A 16,626-nucleotide genomic window follows, 5' to 3' on the forward strand; every position below is an offset into this window, starting at 1 on the left:
TGCCGGCACCGCACCAGGATCTTGCACCATACGCAGAATCCAGAATTTGTAAGTTCTTTTATTTCCGATGATATTCAGAAAAAGCAATGTCAGGCACAGCAATTTTTCAAGATTATTCAGCAAAATATTGATACATTACGAAGATTTCCGGCCTGGAAAAGCAAAAGGTCTGAGTGTGTCGGTACAGAAAAATATCCACCACTCCCATACGAGCAGGGATGATAATACGGATCAGCGGAATTACCTGTTATGGGTAACAGACAACGGAGATCACCGATGAACAGACTGTTCGAAGAAAGTTCAATCAATACAATGCCCCTGAAGAATAGATTTGTGCGGGCGGCTACGTGGGAGGGACTGGCAACCGCAAAAGGTGAAGCCACCCCTGAATTGATTGCAATGATGGCATCGCTCGCCAAGGGCGGTGTCGGTCTGATTGTAACAAGTCATGCTTATGTTTCGCAGGAAGGGCAGGGAACCCCCTGGCAACTTGGGGTGTATGATGACAAACTCATTGCAAAGCTTGAAGCGATGGCTTCAGCCGTTCATCAACACAACGGCAGAATCATCATGCAGCTTGCCCATGCCGGCCTGTATGCCGAGGTGGAGATAACCGGCCAACCGGCATTAGCCTTATCAGATCTTGATGGATTTCCACAAGAAAACGTAAGAACGATAACGTCAGGAGATATTCAGCGCCTTGTTGCATCGTTCGCCCAAGCGGCAAAAAGAGCCAAGGTGGCCGGTTTTGACGGAATTGAAATCCACTCCGGCCATGGCTATTTACTGAGCCAGTTTCTCTCCCCTGCCTGCAATAAGCGACAGGACGAATACGGCGGGGCGATTGAAAACAGGGCCAGAATTCATCTCCGGATGTATAAGGCCATACGGGAAGTTGTCGGGCCGGATTATCCCCTGCTGATAAAGATGAACTGTGCCGACTTTATCGACAACGGCCTGACCAGAGAAGATTCGTTGCAGGCCGCCAGACTCTTTGCCGCTGCAGGTTTCGATGCCATTGAGGTCAGTGGCGGCATCATCAGGACCGGTAGGCTTTCGCCGAGCAGACCCGGTATCACGACAGAGGACCAGGAAGCCTATTTCAAGGAATACGCAGAAGACTTCAAAAGAAATATACAGACACCATTGATCCTCGTTGGCGGCTTGCGCTCCTTCACGGTCGCCGACAGAATAGTTGCCGAAAGGATTGCCGATTACATTGCCATGAGCAGGCCGTTTATTCGCGAGCCTGACTTGATCAACCGTTGGAAAAACGGAGATCTCGGGAAAGCCGAATGTACATCCGATAATTTATGCTTCAATCCCGGATTTAAAGGCCACGGAGTGTACTGCGTCACAAAGGAACGGGAAAACAGTCATTGAGGGATGGAAAAATTCTCCTCAAACGCTATGGATTGAATATTATTTTAGTATTCACTCGAACCAATACAACGTACAGATTTTGTATACAACGATAGAAAGATGATTATCAGAATCGAAAAACCATCAGACAGTGAAGCAATCACCGAAGTCACAAAGGCAGCTTTCGAGGACCATTCATTCAGCCAGCAAACAGAGCATTTCATCATTCGTGATCTCCGCACTGCTGGGGCACTGACCATATCGCTTGTGGCTGAAGTTGACGGGCGGATCATTGGACACCTCGCCTTTTCTCCCGTTACGATTTCAGATGGAACGACAAACTGGCATGCCCTCGGTCCGGTGTCTGTGCTGCCTGATTATCAGGGACGCCGGATAGGCACGGCAATGATCAACCATGGGTTGGCACTGCTGAAATCGATGGAGGGTGAAGGCTGTGTGATTGTGGGGTTGCCGACATATTTCCGTCGATTCGGCTTTAAAAACCACCCTCTGCTTCTCCATGAGGAAGTACCACAGGAAGTCTTTTCAGCGAAGTCGTTTGTCAGACGGATGCCTTTTGGAAAGGTCGAGTTCCATCAGGCGTTCAAACAGTTGTCGTTAATTGAAAAAGATGCCATTACCGATGTCATTATCGACTATGCCATTGCCGGTATAAAGCTTGACCTTGCGAACCCTGCGGTTGAAAGTCTGATAAGCAAAAAGATTTTGACTCAAATGCCGGATGGCAAGTTTGTCATGCGGCCTTCTGCACTGGCAGAGTATGACTCCTACTTTGCCAAGGTCAGCCAGTTCGTTGTTGCAGAAATGAGCCGTGTGCACAAAAATCCTCTATTGGCAGCGGTTTCGCATTGAACGGATGCATAGCCGTCAATGGCCTCCGGTTCACTGCCGAAGATGGGTGAAGGCTGTCGAAGATCAGGGATGCGGATCAAGGTGGACGATCGGGGGACAAGGCGGGATCATCGCCTGCGGATCTAGAAATTGTCAATGTAATAACAGACTGATACGTTTGCAGGTGGATGCTTTTTGACGCACCCTGAAATTTGCACTTGACTTGCATATTTGGTCGTTTTACCATACGTGAAACAAAGGAGGTCCGCATGAACGCAAAAGAAAAGGCGCTTATTGAGGCCAAGGCCAACATCCTCAAGGCCCTGGGGCATCCGACCCGCCTGTGGATGGCCGAACAGCTGGCAGGCGGAGAAAAGTGCGTACGTGAACTGGCCAAAAACATCGATGCCGATTTTTCCACCATCTCCAAGCACCTGTCGATCCTCAAGCAGGCCGGCGTGGTCGATGTCGACAAACGCGGCAAGCAGGTCTATTACCGGCTGAAAGTCCCCTGCATCCTCAATTTCATGCCGTGCGTCGAAGCTGTTTTGCAGGCAACGGCCCAGAGCCATATTGAACTGATGCAACACAAACAGGTTGTCAGCGAGATTGAAGCGTTATGACAACCTCAGCAAGGGTGGAGTGAAATGAACTGGAAAAACGAGTGGAAGATCCTGTTGCTCATTGTCGCCGTCTTTCTCGGCTGTTATTACCTGCCGGTCGGCTCGGCCCGCTTTGACAATGCGATTCTCGAGGCCTTCCACCTCGTCAAGTGGTACGCCCAGGAGCATGTCCTGCTCTGCCTGGTGCCGGCCTTTTTCATTGCCGGGGCCATCGGCGTGTTCATCAGCCAGGCGGCGGTCATGCGGTATCTCGGTCCGAAGGCCGACAAGGCCATGGCCTATGGCGTGGCCTCGGTCTCGGGGACGATTCTTGCCGTCTGCTCCTGCACCATCCTGCCGCTTTTTGCCGGCATCTACAAGATGGGCGCCGGCCTCGGCCCGGCTACGGCCTTCCTCTATTCCGGACCGGCGATCAACGTCCTGGCGATCGTCCTGACGGCGCGGATCCTGGGACCGGAAATGGGTACGGCCCGGGCCGTCGGCGCGGTGGTGCTGAGCATCATTATCGGCGCCGCGATGGCCTTCATCTACCGCAAGGAGGAACAGGCCAAGCTGGCGATCCAGATGGCGATGCCGGAGGAGGAGGTCAAGCGGCCGCTGTGGCAGACCACGCTCTACTTCGCGACGATGATCGGGGTTCTGGTCTTCGCCAACTGGGGCCGACCGCAGGAAACGACCGGTCTGTGGGCGGCGATCTTCGCCGCAAAATGGCAGATCACCTCAACCTTTGCCGCCGCCCTCGGCCTGATCCTGATCATGTGGTTCGGCATGCGGGCCTGGAAGGTCGGATCGATCGCGGTGCCGGTCGTCGCCCTGGCCCTGCTCTTCCCCGACCAGCCGATCATCGCCTTCACCGCCGGTTTCATCGGCCTGTCGATCTTCACCAGTACCGACAAGGGTGAAAACGGCGCCTGGTTCGCCTCGTCGTGGACCTTCGCCAAGCAGATCCTGCCGCTGCTGCTCTTCGGCGTCCTCGTCGCCGGCGCCCTGCTCGGCCGGGTCGGCCATGAAGGTCTGATCCCGTCCGAGTGGGTCGCGCTGGCGGTCGGCGGCAATTCCCTCGGCGCCAACTTCTTTGCCGCCGTCGCCGGGGCCTTCATGTACTTCGCCACCCTGACCGAGGTGCCGATCCTGCAGGGACTGATCGGCAGCGGCATGGGCAAGGGGCCGGCACTGACCCTGCTGCTGGCCGGCCCGGCCCTGAGCCTGCCGAGCATGCTGGTGATCAACACCGTGCTCGGCCTGAAGAAAACCGCCACCTTCGTGGCTCTGACCATCGTGTTCTCAGCGTTCTGCGGCATGTTGTATGGAATGTTCTTTGGCTAACAACTATGGAGGAAAAAATGAAAATTCATATTCTCGGACCGGGGTGCGCCAAATGCGCCCAGCTTGGTGAAACCGTCACTGCCGCGACCAAGGAGCTCGGCATCGATTGCGAAATCGAAAAGGTCACCGACTTCAACAAGATCATGTCGTTCGGAGTCATGATGACCCCCGGCCTGGTGGTCAACGGTGAGGTCAAGGCAGTGGGCCGGGTCCCCTCCCTCGAAGAGATCAAGTCCATGCTGAAATGATCTTCGGCAGGGACCAACAGGTTTTTTTTTATCTAACCAGGAGAAATACGTGAACACTTCTTTTGCTGTCAGAACCATCAAGATGCTGATCGCCACCGCCTGCCTGTTGCTGCTGCCGGCGACAGAGATTTTCGCCGCCGGCAACGGAGGGATTCAGGAGATCCCCGTTCCCGGCAAGGTGACCCTGGCCGAACTGGGATCGACCAGATGCATCCCCTGCAAGTTGATGATGCCGATCATGGAGGAGCTGAAACAGGAATACAACGGCCGGCTGGCCGTCGTCTTCGTCGATATCATGGAACATCCCGGGACCGGGCAGAAATTCAACATCATGTCGATCCCGACCCAGATCTTCTTTGACGCCGACGGCAAGGAGGTCCTCCGACACGTCGGTTTCATGGAGAAGGCGGCAATCGTCGCCGAACTGGAGAAACTCGGGCTCAAGTAACCCATGGACCAGGCCTTTCTCACCATCAACTCCTGGATGGGCCAGGGCCTCCTGCTCGGGGGCCTCGGCTGCTTTCTCTGGGGCATGGTCAGCGTCCTGTTCAGTCCCTGTCACATCGCCTCCATTCCGCTGATCATCGGCTATGTCGCCGGCCAGAATCACCTGGTGGCAGGTCGCAAGGCGACACTCTACGCGGTGGTCTTCACCACCGGCCTGTTCATCACCATCGCGGTGATCGGCATGATCTGTTCCCTGCTCGGGAGGATGCTCGGCGATGTCGGCCCCTACTGGACCATCGCCATCGGCCTGCTGCTGGTGTGGCTCGCCCTCGACATGCTGGGGGTGGCGAAATGCTCCATGCCGGGAGGATTGATGGCCCGCCTGACCGTCAAGGGCCTGACCGGCGCCTTCGTCCTCGGCCTGGCCTACGGAGTGCTGTCCGGCTCCTGCACCTTCGGCTTCATCGCCCCGATCCTGGCCATCATCTCGGTCCAGGAACAGCTGGCGATCGGCTTGTTCTTCATCGTGCTCTTCGGACTCGGTCACTGCCTGCCCATCGCCGTGGCCGGCAGTTCGACGGCGCTGGTCAAAAAGCTGCTGATCAGCTCCTCCTGGCAACAAGGCGGCCGGGTCTTCCGTCGGCTGGCCGGGACGATGATCGCCCTGCTCGGCATCTATTTTATCGTCCAGCCGTTTCTCAACATCTGACACCCCCTTCGATACCACTGATGAACCCCAGACTGAACATCCTCTTTCTCTGCACCGGCAACTCCTGCCGCAGCCAGATGGCCGAAGGCTGGACCCGGGCCCTCAAGGGCGATCTTATCGAGGCGTATTCCGCCGGGGTCGAGACCCACGGTCTCAATCCCATCACCGTCGAGGTCATGGCCGAGGCCGGGGTCGATATCTCCGGCCACCGCTCGAAGCACCTTGACGAACTGGGCGATATTGCCTTCGACATGGTGATCACCGTCTGCGACCATGCCCGCGAGGCCTGCCCCTTCTTTCCCGGGGCCAAAAAGATGCTCCATGCCGGTTTTGCCGATCCGCCGGCGATGGCCAGAGACCTGGCCGCACAAGGGGCCGGGGTGGAGGCACAGCGCGAGTGCTACCGCAGGGTGCGCGACGAGATCCGGGCCTATGTCGAGACCCTGCCGGGAGCCCTGAATCTCGATGTCCACGAAGATCACACCTGCTGAGGCGAAGATGGACACCCTGCTGCTCTACCTCATCGCCGCGACCTGTCTGACCTGGTCCTACCTGAAGAACAGGGAGAAAACCAGAACCGCGATGAAAAAGGCCTTCAAGGCCTTCGAAAACATCCTGCCCCAGTTCCTCGTCGTCCTGATCCTGGTGGCGATGGCCATGGCGGTCCTCGATACCGCGACGATCTCGCTCGTTCTCGGCCGGGACTCCGGGGTCTGGGGGGTCTTGGCCGCCTCCCTGGTGGGCGCGGTCACGCTGATTCCCGGATTCGTCGCCTTCCCCGCGGCCGCCGCCCTGCTGCAGGGGGGAGCGGGGGCGACCCAGATCGCCGCCTTCGTTTCCAGCCTGATGATGGTCGGGATCGTCACCCTGCCGCTGGAGATCCAGTTTTTCGGCAAGCGGGCGGCATTTCTCCGCAATCTCCTGGCCTATGGCTTTTCCCTGATTGCCGCGATCTTCGTCGGCTGGACGGTGAGCCTGTGAAACCGGTCCTGCGCCGCTATAGGGCCGTCATCGCGGCCGCCGCCGTCTTCATCGTCTTTCTTCTCCTGTTGCCGCTGTACCGGGTCAAGGCGGTCGATATCGTCGGCATCATCCTGATCGCTGCGGCCATGAAGGCGCTGGTGCCGCCGGCGGAGGTCCGGCGGCTCTATGCCGAGGCGGAAAAGTTCGATTAGTCCAGCAACTGAGCTCAATATCGTCTGGATTGCTGTCGGGAAGTTCCGTGGCAGCTGTCAACGGGCGGGGCGAGGAAACTTACTCGAAGCGGAATTGCGAGAGATAGGCGGCCAGCGCCTCCCTTTTCTCTCCCTGCAGGGCCGGACAGTTGGTGTGATCCTTGGCCCCTTCGATCACCCGGACGGCAAAGACCATGCAGGTCGGCTGGCCGCATTCCCGGCAGTTGGTCTGCGGCAGCAGTTTCAGGATCTCCAGCAGGGACGGCTGCCTGGCCCCCTGTTCGCTGGGCTCGATGTCGGCCCGGTTGTCCCAGGCGCTGTTGATCTCGCGCTGCAGCCAGGCGACGACCTTCTCCGCCTGTTCTTCATCCTGCAGGGCGTTGACCGCGATCTTGCGGGGATGGATGGTGATCAGCTTGCCGGAGGTCTTCAGGGTCAGCGAGGGAGGCTCCTTCGTATAGGCAAAGCCGCCGAGGACGGTGTTGAGATACGGCAGCGCTGCCCCGACGTCATCGTGCAGATGGGCGAAACAGTGCAGGGTCCGGGCGCCGGCGTTGCACTTCGAGCGAAAGATCTCCAGGGTATAACCTGTCAGCAACATAGTTATGCTACCCTCTCGTCCTGATGCGTTGGGTGTCAGGGAACCAGGAGGTGGTGCGATTGGCAATTTTTACCAGGATAAGCATCACCGGGACCTCTACCAAAACACCGACAATAGTCGCCAGAACTGCCGGTGACGAGGCACCGAACAGGGTGATGGCAACGGCGACCGCCAGTTCAAAAAAATTGGAGGCGCCGATCATTCCGGCCGGCGCAGCGATATCATGCGAAAGTTTCAGCTTTTTACTGCTCAGATAGGCAATGAAGAAAATTAAAAAAGTCTGAATAATCAACGGCACTGCTATCAAAACGATATGCAGCGGATTCCCGAGAATGATCGTTCCCTGGAAAGAAAAAATAAGGACGAGAGTCAATAACAATCCGCCAATCGTGACATTATTGAATCTGGGAATGAAAGATGTGTTAAAATATTCTTCCCCTTTATTCTTAATCACCGTGTGGCGTGTCAGCACCCCACCAGCCAGCGGAATCACGACAAAAAGAACGACCGACAGCAGCAAGGTGTTCCATGGGATTGATATTCCGCCCACACCAAGCAACAATGCCACAGTCGGCGTAAAGGCAACGAGGATGATCAGGTCATTGGTTGCCACCTGGACAACGGTGTAAGCCGGATTTCCTTTGGTCAAATGGCTCCATACAAAAACCATCGCCGTGCAGGGAGCGGCACCGAGAAGAATGGCGCCGGCAAGATAATCCCTGGCCAGATCATGCGGAATCAAGGACTTGAATGCCACATGGAAAAAAAATGCGGCAATACCGAACATGGTAAAAGGTTTGATCAGCCAATTGACAATCCAGGTGACAAAAAGCCCCCCTGGATTTTTGCCGACGTTTTTAATGCTGGCAAAATCAACTTTCATCATCATCGGAAAGATCATCAGCCAGATCAACACCGCAATGGGGATGGAAACCTTGGCGTATTCAAATCTGGCCAGCGCAGCGGGAATGGCGGGAAGGTATTTCCCCAGTACAACACCCGTCGCCATACAGAGAATGACCCACAACGTCAGGTTCCGTTCAAAGAAACTTATACCTTCCAGGTTGCTTTTTTTCATTCAAGACTTCCTCCTTATCTTCCCTACACGCTGAATTGAAGATTATTTTCGCTCTGTTCTTCACTCACGCGCACGACATTTTTTTCGTTTTTTCTGCTGCCGGCAGAGATCATCCGGATCACAGGCAAGTATGGTCTCCAATCTCCTCCTGTCGGCCTGAATTTGCGTCACGTCATCAAGTGATCCGGTGAGCCACTGGCGGAGCAGGTCGGGGAACACGGCGGTCAGACGGTAAAAAACCCACCGCCCCTCCTTGCGGCTCTGCACCAGCCGGGCATTGTGAAGGATGGTCATGTGGCGCGACACGGTGGCGGGGGCGAGTTGGAGCATCTCGGTGATCTGGCACACGCACAGTTCCTCCCGGGACATCAGGGCGGCGATCACCCGCATCCGACTGCCGTCCGCCAGGGCCTTGGCGATGTTCAGCGTCTGTTCCACGTGCATTTCCTCTATTGTATGTTTCGCTAATTGACGAAATAATGGTAAATGAAGTACCCGTCCCTGTCAAAGGTTTTCATCCGGTAGATCCTGGAGGTATACTGTCCGTGTTGAGTGCGTATTCGCGGCAATATTCCAATGAAATGAATGGCTGCACCGCTTGCTTCGACCGGATCTTCTTCCGCCGTCGCTTCTGCGTACAGGCCTGTCTTCGCTGAGATGTCAGCAAAACCCGGCCGGATCACTTGACAATCGTCGATTGTGCTACATTTTTGTCCATGACCTGTGCACGACGCAGCGGTCTCCCGCCCGAGACGTCTCCGCCCTCCTCCCGCTGGAGAGAGGGGGCCTCTTTCCCGCCAAACCTGTATGGAGCTGACACATGTTCGAATGGATTCTGATGCCGGAGGCGTGGATCGCCCTGGCAACACTGCTGGCGCTCGAGATCGTTCTCGGCATCGACAACATCATTTTCATCACCATCCTGGTGGGCCGGTTGCCGGAAGAACAGCGGGACAAGGCCAGGACCCTGGGAATCGGCTTCGCGATGCTCTCCCGCCTCGCCCTGCTGTTCAGCCTCGCCTGGATCATCGGCCTGGTCGAACCCTGGTTCACCGTCCTCGGCCAGGAGATCTCCGGCCGGGATCTGGTCCTGGCCGGCGGCGGCCTCTTCCTCCTCGCCAAGGCGACCCATGAAATCCACAACAGCCTCGAGGACGGCAGCGAGGGCGATCGCCCGAAGCAGGGGTACGGATTCGCCGCCACCATCGTCCAGATCGCCCTGCTCGACATCGTCTTCTCTCTCGACTCGGTCATCACCGCGGTAGGGCTGGCCAAGCACCTCGCGGTCATGGTCATCGCCATCGTCGGGGCGGTGGTCGTCATGCTGTTCGCCTCGAAACCGATCGGCACCTTTGTCGACGCCCATCCGACCATCAAGATGCTCGCCCTCTCCTTCCTGATGATGATCGGCTTCACCCTGGTCGCCGAAGGTTTCGATATCCACGTCCCCAAGGGCTACATCTACTTCGCCATGGCCTTCTCGATCGCGGTCGAAATGCTGAATATCAAGGTCCGCCGCCGCCATACGCCTTCGCATGTCCGGCTGAACAAGAAGATCGAGGAATGAGGATTTTGCCCGGCGGCCGCCGGCTTCGGCCGTAATGGAGAGCGGGGCCGCGGATCACTCCGGTACCGACCGGGAAACCGCGACGATGAGGAATGGCCGGCACACCTGGTGCCGGATGAGCAAATGCGGCGATTGCAGTGATCCAGGGACGATTGTCGGACACTCTCTGATCGCGGCTGAATAGTCGACTCGTACGAATAACGACAACACCTTCAAGCTACTGAAAAAATAGCGGTTTGGTCCGATGAGTGCCACATGTCCCGTGCATCAAGTGAATGCATTCTGTGGGTGTTTCTGGAGAAGACGGCGAGCGCTGATCGTTGGTGTGGCATCTTTCTCAAGAACACATACAATCACGCCTGTGGCAGAGACAAATCAGTATTATTCCGGCCGCTTTCCGGATAATATCTCAGATAGCGTGCTACACGGACATACATAGTCACTTGTTGGACACTTCAAAAACAAGACAGAGATTACATAATGACTGAATCAAATATCATTATCGCGCTAACCATATTCATTGCGCGTGTGTGCGACGTAGGTCTTGGAACGATTCGCCATGCGCTGATTATTCGTGGGCGCAAGAGCTACGTCTTCATTATCGCCTTTTTTGAAGCGATTATATGGGTTTATGCAGTATCTCGCGTCCTGTCATCAATCCAGGATCCTCTCACTTCGATTGCTTTTGCAACAGGTTTTGCGACCGGTACATTTGTTGGCATGACCATCGAAAACCTCCTTAAAATTGGCGAACAAGTTATCAGGATATTCTCAAGATCCGGACACCTTGTTGCGCAGCGATTTCGAGAAAAGGATTACCGTGTGACTGTCTTTGATGGAAACGGTCGCGATGGTGTTGTCCAATTGCTCTTCGTACAGGTAAAACGAAGAGAAGTTTCACGCGCTATGGGTATCGCCAGACATGCAGACCCACACTGCCTCATCATAATTGACGACATTCGTTCTGTGCATATGGCAAAGTCTTCTGGTGAAAGCGGGACGGATTTACTGTCTGTGCCCCCTCTTGTTTCTCCTGACAATAAATAGACAGGAGTTCGTCCAACCATGCAGCATTCTTTCACTATCGCCGTTGTCGATTTTCTTTCGCGCCCTGACAACAAAGCACCAGTCAAACAGATAGCATTGTGATAATTCAACGCTCCTCAGATGTGATCAACAACCGTCAGATGCAATCCGTTCAGAATGGTTGTCCGCCATCCGGTCCCGAAGAAATCTGCCGAGGGGCCGATCCTCCCTGGCGATGTGCTGCAGCAGCCAATCCCTGATCAGCTTGACCATGAACAGTTTCCCCTGCTGCGCCAGTTGTTCGCCGAAATCGGCTATTTCCACCAGCAGGTAGTCATGGGAGGCGTTGTGGGTGGCCCGATCCGGATAGTCAAACCGCTCCATCAGCTCCCGCTCGGTATTGAAATGGGAGGTGGTGTACTCGACCAGCTCGTTGAGCAGACGAGAACTCCGATCGTCTCCGGCATCGGTACGGACGGCATCGATGAGCAGGTTGACCAACTCCGTCATCCTCCGATGCTGTTCGTCCAGTACCGTGATTCCGAGCAGATACGTCTCGCCGAGAACGATCCGGCCGTCCTCCCCCGCTTCTGCAAACGGCGCGCGGTCGGAGAACAGGTAGCGATTTTTGCCTGATCTTTTGCACTGGTACATCGCAGTGTCGGCCGCCTCGAGCAGTTCGTCCATCTCCCTGCCGTTGTCCGGATAGATGCTGATGCCGATGCTGGCGCCGACTCGGCCTGTCCGGCCCTCGGTCAGAGCGATCGGAGATTCGAGCGAGGCCAGCAGCTTGCCGGCGACAGGTCCCACATGCGCGGTTTTGGTGATATCGGCGAGGACGACGACGAATTCATCTCCCCCGATCCGGGCCACCGTATCCGACGCCCGCACCGCCGATTGAAAGCGTTCGGCCACGGTCTTGAGGACGATATCGCCGCTTTCATGACCGCTGCTATCGTTAACCTCCTTGAAACCGTCCAGATCGATGAACAGGATAGCCACCCGGGTGTTGTTGCGACCGGCGGCCGACAGCGAATGGGAAAGCCTGCCGAACAGCAGCGACCTGTTGGCCAGCCCCGTCAGACGGTCATGATAGGCCATGTGCTTCAACCGCAGTTCCATCTCCTTGTGTTCGGTAACGTCACGGGCGGAGGCGAAGATCAGGTCGTCTCGGACCGCCGAGCGCCATTCAATATAGTGGTAAGAGCCATCCCGGCGCCGAAACCGATTGACAAACCCGATCACGTCCCTCCCCGCCGCCAGGGCTGACAGCGCCTCCAGTGTCGGCTCGACATCCTCCGGGTGGAGATAGCGGGGCAGGGGCGTCCCTTCCATCTCGGCAAGCGGATAGCCGAGGAGCTTCTCCCAGGAGGGGTTGAGCTTGCGGAAGCGGCCGTCAAGATCGGCGATGCACAGCAGGTCGGGGGCGATGGCAAAGAAATTTTCGACGGTCGCGCGGGCCTCGCCCGATCCCGCCGCCGCTGTTTCGACACACTGCCGCCGCCTGTGCATAACAAAGAGGCCGCAACCGCCGATGGCGACGACCAGCAGATACAGGGCGCCATGCACCAGCGTGTCGAGCCTCCATTCCGTGAAAACCGCATGCAGATCGCGGCTCACGGCAACAGTCAGGCTTTGATCCATCTTCAGCCCTGCCGGCTCAATACTGCGAATCCCGACCAGATGCCGCCGTCCGGGGGGATCGGCGGTCGTCTTGAAGACCTCGACCCCGGCCCCGGTTTTCTCCGTCCAGGCGCCGATGTCAGCGACGCCGGGCATGCCGCTGCGGTCAGGCCCTCCCCCTGCTGCGATCACGAGCAGACCCCCATCCTCGTGCACCAGGGCGGACCAGGCGTCAGGGGCGGACAGCACGGCATTCAAAACGACTTTGAAGGTCGCCGGATCAAGGGAGGCGGTGACGACGCCGGCAAAGTGCCCCCGGTCATCGATAATCGCCCGGGACAGGTTGATGGTCCACGCCCCGAGGGAAGTTCTGTACGGAGAACCGACATAGAGGGTGTCGGGCTGCGGATCTTTGCGCACCGTCTGAAAAAAATTCCGCTGCGGAAAAGATTTGCCGACGAGCTCCTTCAGGTTTGAAGTCACCACCAGCCCGGCAGCGTCGAGGATGGCGATCGTGCCCAGACTGGTGGTGGCCTTCACCAGACCTTCGAGCCGCCCTCCGGTTGCCACGATCAAACCCTCGTCACGGCGCCATTCCGGCCCCAGATCCTGCCGGACCTGCGCCAGCGTGCCGCCGATCGCTTCCAGCTGCAGAGCGATCAGGTTCTCGATGACCCTGGCCTGGGTTGCCAGGCGCTGCCGCTCCCGAGACTCTATGTGCTGATAGTCGTACCAGGTGAAGTAGCCGTGCCAGAGCCCGAGGATTATCATGCTCAGGCTGAAAATCAGCCATTCCCGGGAAAAACGGGCCTGATGCCGCGCGCTCGAGTTCATACCGTATCCGTTTCCATCCGTCCCTCGCCCCCCGCGCCGCCAGCCGCCGGCAGACCATGGCGCCCCTCATCCCACTCTGATGGCATCCATGCACTGCCACCAGACCCAATTCCACAGCGCAGGCCAATGCCGATCATACCCGGTACCAGGTCGATTGCTCGCCTGATGCCAAATTCTCGAGACAGTATGCGAATTGAAGGGAGAAGTCAAACAGCCGTCGCAACCTCTGACCGGAAAACCTGCCGGTCCAGCCGATGTAGACCGGTAAAAATTACCGTCTCCAGCCGTCAGGACGGATACTTTTTACCCACATTCCCACCTTGACCGCGACACCACCGATATGAGATAATGCACACAACGTGAGCCGGCACCCAGTTTCAGAACCATACCTTTTTCTGGCATCATCATTGCAATAACATCATTCCAAACCACGCCGGTCTCCGACGCCTTCTTCCCGGGAGCATGCCATGTCTCTGATCACCGCAAAACACCTCGAAAAGACCTATCCCGGCGATATTCCGGTCAAGGCCATCCGCGGGATCGACTTCACCATCGAACCCGCGTCCTTCGTCTCCTTTGTCGGTCCTTCCGGCAGCGGCAAGAGCACCCTGCTGAACATGCTCGGCTGCCTCGACCCGCCGACCGGCGGCCACCTGACGGTCTCCGGCCAGGATGTCTCCGCCCTCAGGGGACGGGCCGCCGCCGAATTCCGCGGCCGGCACATCGGATTCATCTTCCAGGACTTCAACCTCATCCCGGTTCTCTCCGTCTTCGAAAACATCGAATACCCGCTGCAGATGGTGCAGACCTGGCCGCAGGACGAACGGCGGCAGCGGGTCGAAACGATGCTTGCCGCCGTCGGCATGGCCGACCAGGGGCACAAGTACCCGCACCAGATCTCCGGCGGCCAGAAGCAGCGGGTGGCGGTGGCCCGGGCCCTGGTCACCCGCGCCGAACTGATCCTCGCCGACGAGCCGACCGCCAACCTCGACCGGGTGACCGCCCTGCACATCATCAGCCTGATGAAGGCGATGCGGGACGAGTTCGGCACGACCTTTATTTTCTCGACCCATGACCCGAAAATCGTCAGCAGCGCCGAAACGATCTTCACCATCGAAGACGGTCGTCTCGCCGTTGGCGACATTGACGGAGGTTCCCATGCGTAACACGATCAAGATCGCCGCCCGCAATCTGCGCCGCTATCGGCGCCGGACCCTGCTGACCTCCTCGCTCATCACCCTCGGCGTGGTCGCGGTGCTGCTGTTCATCTCGGTTTCCGGTTCGTTCAAGAGCATGATGATCGCCCAGATCACCGACTCGATGCTCGGTCACCTGCAGATCCATCAGAAAGGCTACCTGGCCTCGATCGACACGCTGCCGCTGAACCGCAACATGAAGGAGGGGCAGGTCAAAAAGGTCACGGAGATCCTGGAGGAACATCCCGCCATCGCCGCCTACTCGCCGCGGATCAGACTCGGAGCGATGTTCAGCAACTATACCGAAACCACCAACATCCGCCTCAACGCGGTCATCCCCGAACGGGAGATGGAGACCGTGCCGCTGCTGCGGGAGCGCGTCATCGACGGCGGCGGGGAGGGCCTGGTGCGGCAGGGCGAGATCCTGGTGCCCGAGCTGATCGCCAAGGGGATGAACGTCAAGGTCGGCGACGGCATCGTCCTGGTGGCGACCAACGACGACGGGTCGGTCAACGGCCAGCCCTTCACCGTCGGCGGCATCGTCGAGGGGGTCACCGGCCCCGGCGGCCGCGACGGCTACATCCACCTCGATGACGCCCGGACCCTGCTGCGCCTGGAGGAAAAGGAGATCAGCGAGATCGCCGTCCGCATCAAGGATCTCGACAAGCTCGACTCGACCTATGCCGCCATCAACGATACCCTCGCACCGATGATCAACCAGGCTGGAAAACCGGCCTTCGAGGCCCATACCTGGGAGAGCCTGTCCCCGTTTTTCAACATTGCCAAGATGATCGACCTGATGACCATGTCGATCAAGGTCATGCTGGTGGCGATCGTCCTCGTCAGCATCATGAACGTCATGATCATGGCCGTCTACGAACGGATCAACGAGATCGGCACGATCGCGGCGATGGGGACCGTCCCGACCCGGATCCTCGCCCTCTTCCTCACCGAAGGCTTCCTGCTCGGCATCCTCGGGGCGGCGATCGGCATCGTCGTCAGCCTGGCGGCGATCGCGGTCCTGCGGGCGGCGGAGTTGACCTTCAATTTCGGCCAGCAGCAGGGCCTGGTCCTCATTCCCTTTATAAAGACCGGAGATGTGATCTCCATCGCCCTGATCGTCATCGGTATCGCCGTTCTCGGCAGCCTGCAGCCGGCCTGGAAAGCCGCCCGCATGGACCCCATCACCGCCCTGCGCCACGTATAGGAGATATGCCATGAAAAGAGTTGTGCTCGCCTGCGTCCTCATGCTCCTGCCCCTCGTCTGGGCGCCACCCGCCCCCGCCCTCGACGGCACGGCGATCCTGCTGCAGGTCGACCGCAAGATGCAGCCTGAATCCTACGAGATGTACCGCAAGCTGATCAATGTCGAACCGGACGGCAAGACCAAGGAATATGTGCTCTATACAGTCAAGAAGGGGCAGGACAAGATGGTCGCCCTCTTTCTCTCCCCGGCGAGCGAAAAAGGCCGCGCCACCCTGCGCCTCGGCGACAACATGTGGCTCTACATCCCCAATGTCGGCAAACCGATCCGCATCACCAGCCTGCAGTCGGTCATCGGCGGGGTCTTCAACAACTCGGACATCCTCAATCTCGATTACAGCGTCGAATACACCGTCCAGAACATCAAGGAGGATGGCGATCGCTACCATCTCGAGCTCAAGGCCCGCAACGCCACGGTGGCCTACGACAGCCTGAAGATGGAGGTGGACAGCAAGACCATGCTGCCGCTGACCATCGAATGCCACGCCGCCAGCGGCATGCTGATCAAAACCCTGCGCTACAGCAAGATCGAGGACTTCGGCGACGGCATTGTCCGGCCTTCGATGCTCGAGACCGACAGTCCCCTGCACAAGGGGTACAAATCGGTCATGATCTTCGCCAGGCTCGCGTCCAAGGAATTCGCCGATGAGATTTTCACGCTCAACTACCTGCCCAGGGTCGAGGAACTCCGCTGAT

The 16,626-nt window shown here is 57.7% G+C and carries 19 protein-coding genes; 15 read left to right on the plus strand and 4 right to left on the minus strand.

Annotated features, from left to right (window positions below; all coding sequences use genetic code 11):
- Positions 1–276 precede the first annotated feature (276 nt).
- The 10 genes from HNQ81_RS01840 (at position 277) to HNQ81_RS01885 (ending at position 6,742) form a co-directional block, all read left to right on the plus strand.
- Positions 277–1,383, plus strand: a complete 1,107-nt coding sequence (locus HNQ81_RS01840; RefSeq protein WP_183347711.1) for an NADH:flavin oxidoreductase — start codon at positions 277–279, stop codon at positions 1,381–1,383.
- 99 nt (positions 1,384–1,482) lie between these two features.
- Complete coding sequence (locus HNQ81_RS01845; protein ID WP_183347713.1) at positions 1,483–2,235, plus strand: GNAT family N-acetyltransferase; 753 nt, start codon at positions 1,483–1,485, stop codon at positions 2,233–2,235.
- A gap of 248 nt (positions 2,236–2,483) precedes the next feature.
- A complete protein-coding gene (locus HNQ81_RS01850) occupies positions 2,484–2,837 on the plus strand; it encodes an ArsR/SmtB family transcription factor (protein WP_183347715.1) in 354 nt (117 codons plus the stop codon).
- Between the two features lie 24 nt (positions 2,838–2,861).
- Positions 2,862–4,163: a permease gene (locus HNQ81_RS01855; protein WP_183347717.1), complete on the plus strand. Its 1,302-nt coding sequence runs from the start codon at positions 2,862–2,864 to the stop codon at positions 4,161–4,163.
- 17 nt (positions 4,164–4,180) lie between these two features.
- Positions 4,181–4,411: a thioredoxin family protein gene (locus HNQ81_RS01860; protein ID WP_183347719.1), complete on the plus strand. Its 231-nt coding sequence runs from the start codon at positions 4,181–4,183 to the stop codon at positions 4,409–4,411.
- Between the two features lie 49 nt (positions 4,412–4,460).
- A complete protein-coding gene (locus tag HNQ81_RS01865) occupies positions 4,461–4,859 on the plus strand; it encodes a thioredoxin family protein (protein ID WP_337833408.1) in 399 nt (132 codons plus the stop codon).
- A 3-nt stretch (positions 4,860–4,862) separates the two neighbouring features.
- Positions 4,863–5,567 (plus strand): cytochrome c biogenesis CcdA family protein, encoded by a 705-nt coding sequence (locus HNQ81_RS01870; RefSeq protein WP_183347721.1) that lies wholly within the window; start codon positions 4,863–4,865, stop codon positions 5,565–5,567.
- Between the two features lie 20 nt (positions 5,568–5,587).
- Positions 5,588–6,058 carry an arsenate reductase ArsC gene (locus tag HNQ81_RS01875; protein WP_183347723.1) on the plus strand — a complete coding sequence of 157 codons (471 nt, stop codon included), beginning with the start codon at positions 5,588–5,590 and terminating at the stop codon, positions 6,056–6,058.
- Positions 6,033–6,548, plus strand: a complete 516-nt coding sequence (locus tag HNQ81_RS01880) for a hypothetical protein (RefSeq protein ID WP_205240141.1) — start codon at positions 6,033–6,035, stop codon at positions 6,546–6,548. Before HNQ81_RS01875 ends, HNQ81_RS01880 begins: the two co-directional genes overlap by 26 nt.
- Positions 6,545–6,742 carry a hypothetical protein gene (locus HNQ81_RS01885; protein ID WP_183347726.1) on the plus strand — a complete coding sequence of 66 codons (198 nt, stop codon included), beginning with the start codon at positions 6,545–6,547 and terminating at the stop codon, positions 6,740–6,742. Before HNQ81_RS01880 ends, HNQ81_RS01885 begins: the two co-directional genes overlap by 4 nt.
- A gap of 79 nt (positions 6,743–6,821) precedes the next feature.
- Here the strand turns inward: HNQ81_RS01885 and HNQ81_RS01890 are convergent, their stop codons facing one another.
- The 3 genes from HNQ81_RS01890 to HNQ81_RS01900 are packed head-to-tail and all read right to left on the minus strand — an operon-like array spanning position 6,822 to position 8,859.
- Positions 6,822–7,343 (minus strand): (Fe-S)-binding protein, encoded by a 522-nt coding sequence (locus HNQ81_RS01890; RefSeq protein ID WP_183347728.1) that lies wholly within the window; start codon positions 7,341–7,343, stop codon positions 6,822–6,824.
- A 7-nt stretch (positions 7,344–7,350) separates the two neighbouring features.
- Positions 7,351–8,421, minus strand: a complete 1,071-nt coding sequence (gene arsB, locus HNQ81_RS01895; protein WP_183347730.1) for an ACR3 family arsenite efflux transporter — start codon at positions 8,419–8,421, stop codon at positions 7,351–7,353.
- A 60-nt stretch (positions 8,422–8,481) separates the two neighbouring features.
- Positions 8,482–8,859, minus strand: coding sequence for a metalloregulator ArsR/SmtB family transcription factor (locus tag HNQ81_RS01900; RefSeq protein WP_205240140.1), 378 nt, complete (start codon positions 8,857–8,859; stop codon positions 8,482–8,484).
- A 382-nt stretch (positions 8,860–9,241) separates the two neighbouring features.
- Here HNQ81_RS01900 and HNQ81_RS01905 point away from each other — a divergent pair, with 382 nt between their 5' ends.
- Together HNQ81_RS01905 and HNQ81_RS01910 are read left to right on the plus strand one after the other, a co-directional pair.
- Positions 9,242–9,988 carry a TerC family protein gene (locus tag HNQ81_RS01905; RefSeq protein ID WP_183347734.1) on the plus strand — a complete coding sequence of 249 codons (747 nt, stop codon included), beginning with the start codon at positions 9,242–9,244 and terminating at the stop codon, positions 9,986–9,988.
- A 480-nt stretch (positions 9,989–10,468) separates the two neighbouring features.
- A complete protein-coding gene (locus HNQ81_RS01910) occupies positions 10,469–11,035 on the plus strand; it encodes a DUF2179 domain-containing protein (RefSeq protein ID WP_205240139.1) in 567 nt (188 codons plus the stop codon).
- Between the two features lie 126 nt (positions 11,036–11,161).
- On the opposite strand, the gene HNQ81_RS01915 is transcribed toward HNQ81_RS01910, so the two are convergent.
- Entirely contained in the window at positions 11,162–13,471 is a 2,310-nt protein-coding gene (locus tag HNQ81_RS01915; RefSeq protein ID WP_183347736.1) for a bacteriohemerythrin, read from the minus strand.
- Between the two features lie 467 nt (positions 13,472–13,938).
- On the opposite strand from HNQ81_RS01915, the gene HNQ81_RS01920 reads away from it, so the two are divergent.
- Genes HNQ81_RS01920 through HNQ81_RS01930 form a run of 3 tightly spaced genes read left to right on the plus strand, consistent with a single transcriptional unit; the run spans position 13,939 to position 16,625 of the window.
- Positions 13,939–14,637, plus strand: a complete 699-nt coding sequence (locus tag HNQ81_RS01920) for an ABC transporter ATP-binding protein (protein ID WP_183347738.1) — start codon at positions 13,939–13,941, stop codon at positions 14,635–14,637.
- Complete coding sequence (locus HNQ81_RS01925; RefSeq protein WP_183347740.1) at positions 14,630–15,874, plus strand: ABC transporter permease; 1,245 nt, start codon at positions 14,630–14,632, stop codon at positions 15,872–15,874. The genes HNQ81_RS01920 and HNQ81_RS01925 overlap by 8 nt, the downstream gene beginning before the upstream one ends.
- Positions 15,875–15,884: 10 nt before the next feature.
- Positions 15,885–16,625: an outer membrane lipoprotein-sorting protein gene (locus tag HNQ81_RS01930; protein ID WP_183347742.1), complete on the plus strand. Its 741-nt coding sequence runs from the start codon at positions 15,885–15,887 to the stop codon at positions 16,623–16,625.
- Position 16,626 lies beyond the last annotated feature (1 nt).

It is taken from the genome of Desulfoprunum benzoelyticum (assembly GCF_014201505.1).
In the GTDB taxonomy this organism is placed as follows: Bacteria; Desulfobacterota; Desulfobulbia; order Desulfobulbales; family Desulfocapsaceae; genus Desulfoprunum; species Desulfoprunum benzoelyticum.

Bases quoted from the DNA above. Each gene is read 5' to 3' on its own strand.
- HNQ81_RS01840 (WP_183347711.1), top strand. From the start codon at position 277: ATGAACAGACTGTTCGAAGAAAGTTCAATCAATACAATGCCCCTGAAG.
- HNQ81_RS01845 (WP_183347713.1), top strand. From the start codon at position 1,483: ATGATTATCAGAATCGAAAAACCATCAGACAGTGAAGCAATCACCGAA.
- HNQ81_RS01850 (WP_183347715.1), top strand. From the start codon at position 2,484: ATGAACGCAAAAGAAAAGGCGCTTATTGAGGCCAAGGCCAACATCCTC.
- HNQ81_RS01855 (WP_183347717.1), top strand. From the start codon at position 2,862: ATGAACTGGAAAAACGAGTGGAAGATCCTGTTGCTCATTGTCGCCGTC.
- HNQ81_RS01860 (WP_183347719.1), top strand. From the start codon at position 4,181: ATGAAAATTCATATTCTCGGACCGGGGTGCGCCAAATGCGCCCAGCTT.
- HNQ81_RS01870 (WP_183347721.1), top strand. From the start codon at position 4,863: ATGGACCAGGCCTTTCTCACCATCAACTCCTGGATGGGCCAGGGCCTC.
- HNQ81_RS01875 (WP_183347723.1), top strand. From the start codon at position 5,588: ATGAACCCCAGACTGAACATCCTCTTTCTCTGCACCGGCAACTCCTGC.
- HNQ81_RS01880 (WP_205240141.1), top strand. From the start codon at position 6,033: ATGTCCACGAAGATCACACCTGCTGAGGCGAAGATGGACACCCTGCTG.
- HNQ81_RS01890 (WP_183347728.1), bottom strand. From the start codon at position 7,343: ATGTTGCTGACAGGTTATACCCTGGAGATCTTTCGCTCGAAGTGCAAC.
- arsB (WP_183347730.1), bottom strand. From the start codon at position 8,421: ATGAAAAAAAGCAACCTGGAAGGTATAAGTTTCTTTGAACGGAACCTG.
- HNQ81_RS01905 (WP_183347734.1), top strand. From the start codon at position 9,242: ATGTTCGAATGGATTCTGATGCCGGAGGCGTGGATCGCCCTGGCAACA.
- HNQ81_RS01910 (WP_205240139.1), top strand. From the start codon at position 10,469: ATGACTGAATCAAATATCATTATCGCGCTAACCATATTCATTGCGCGT.
- HNQ81_RS01915 (WP_183347736.1), bottom strand. From the start codon at position 13,471: ATGAACTCGAGCGCGCGGCATCAGGCCCGTTTTTCCCGGGAATGGCTG.
- HNQ81_RS01920 (WP_183347738.1), top strand. From the start codon at position 13,939: ATGTCTCTGATCACCGCAAAACACCTCGAAAAGACCTATCCCGGCGAT.
- HNQ81_RS01925 (WP_183347740.1), top strand. From the start codon at position 14,630: ATGCGTAACACGATCAAGATCGCCGCCCGCAATCTGCGCCGCTATCGG.
- HNQ81_RS01930 (WP_183347742.1), top strand. From the start codon at position 15,885: ATGAAAAGAGTTGTGCTCGCCTGCGTCCTCATGCTCCTGCCCCTCGTC.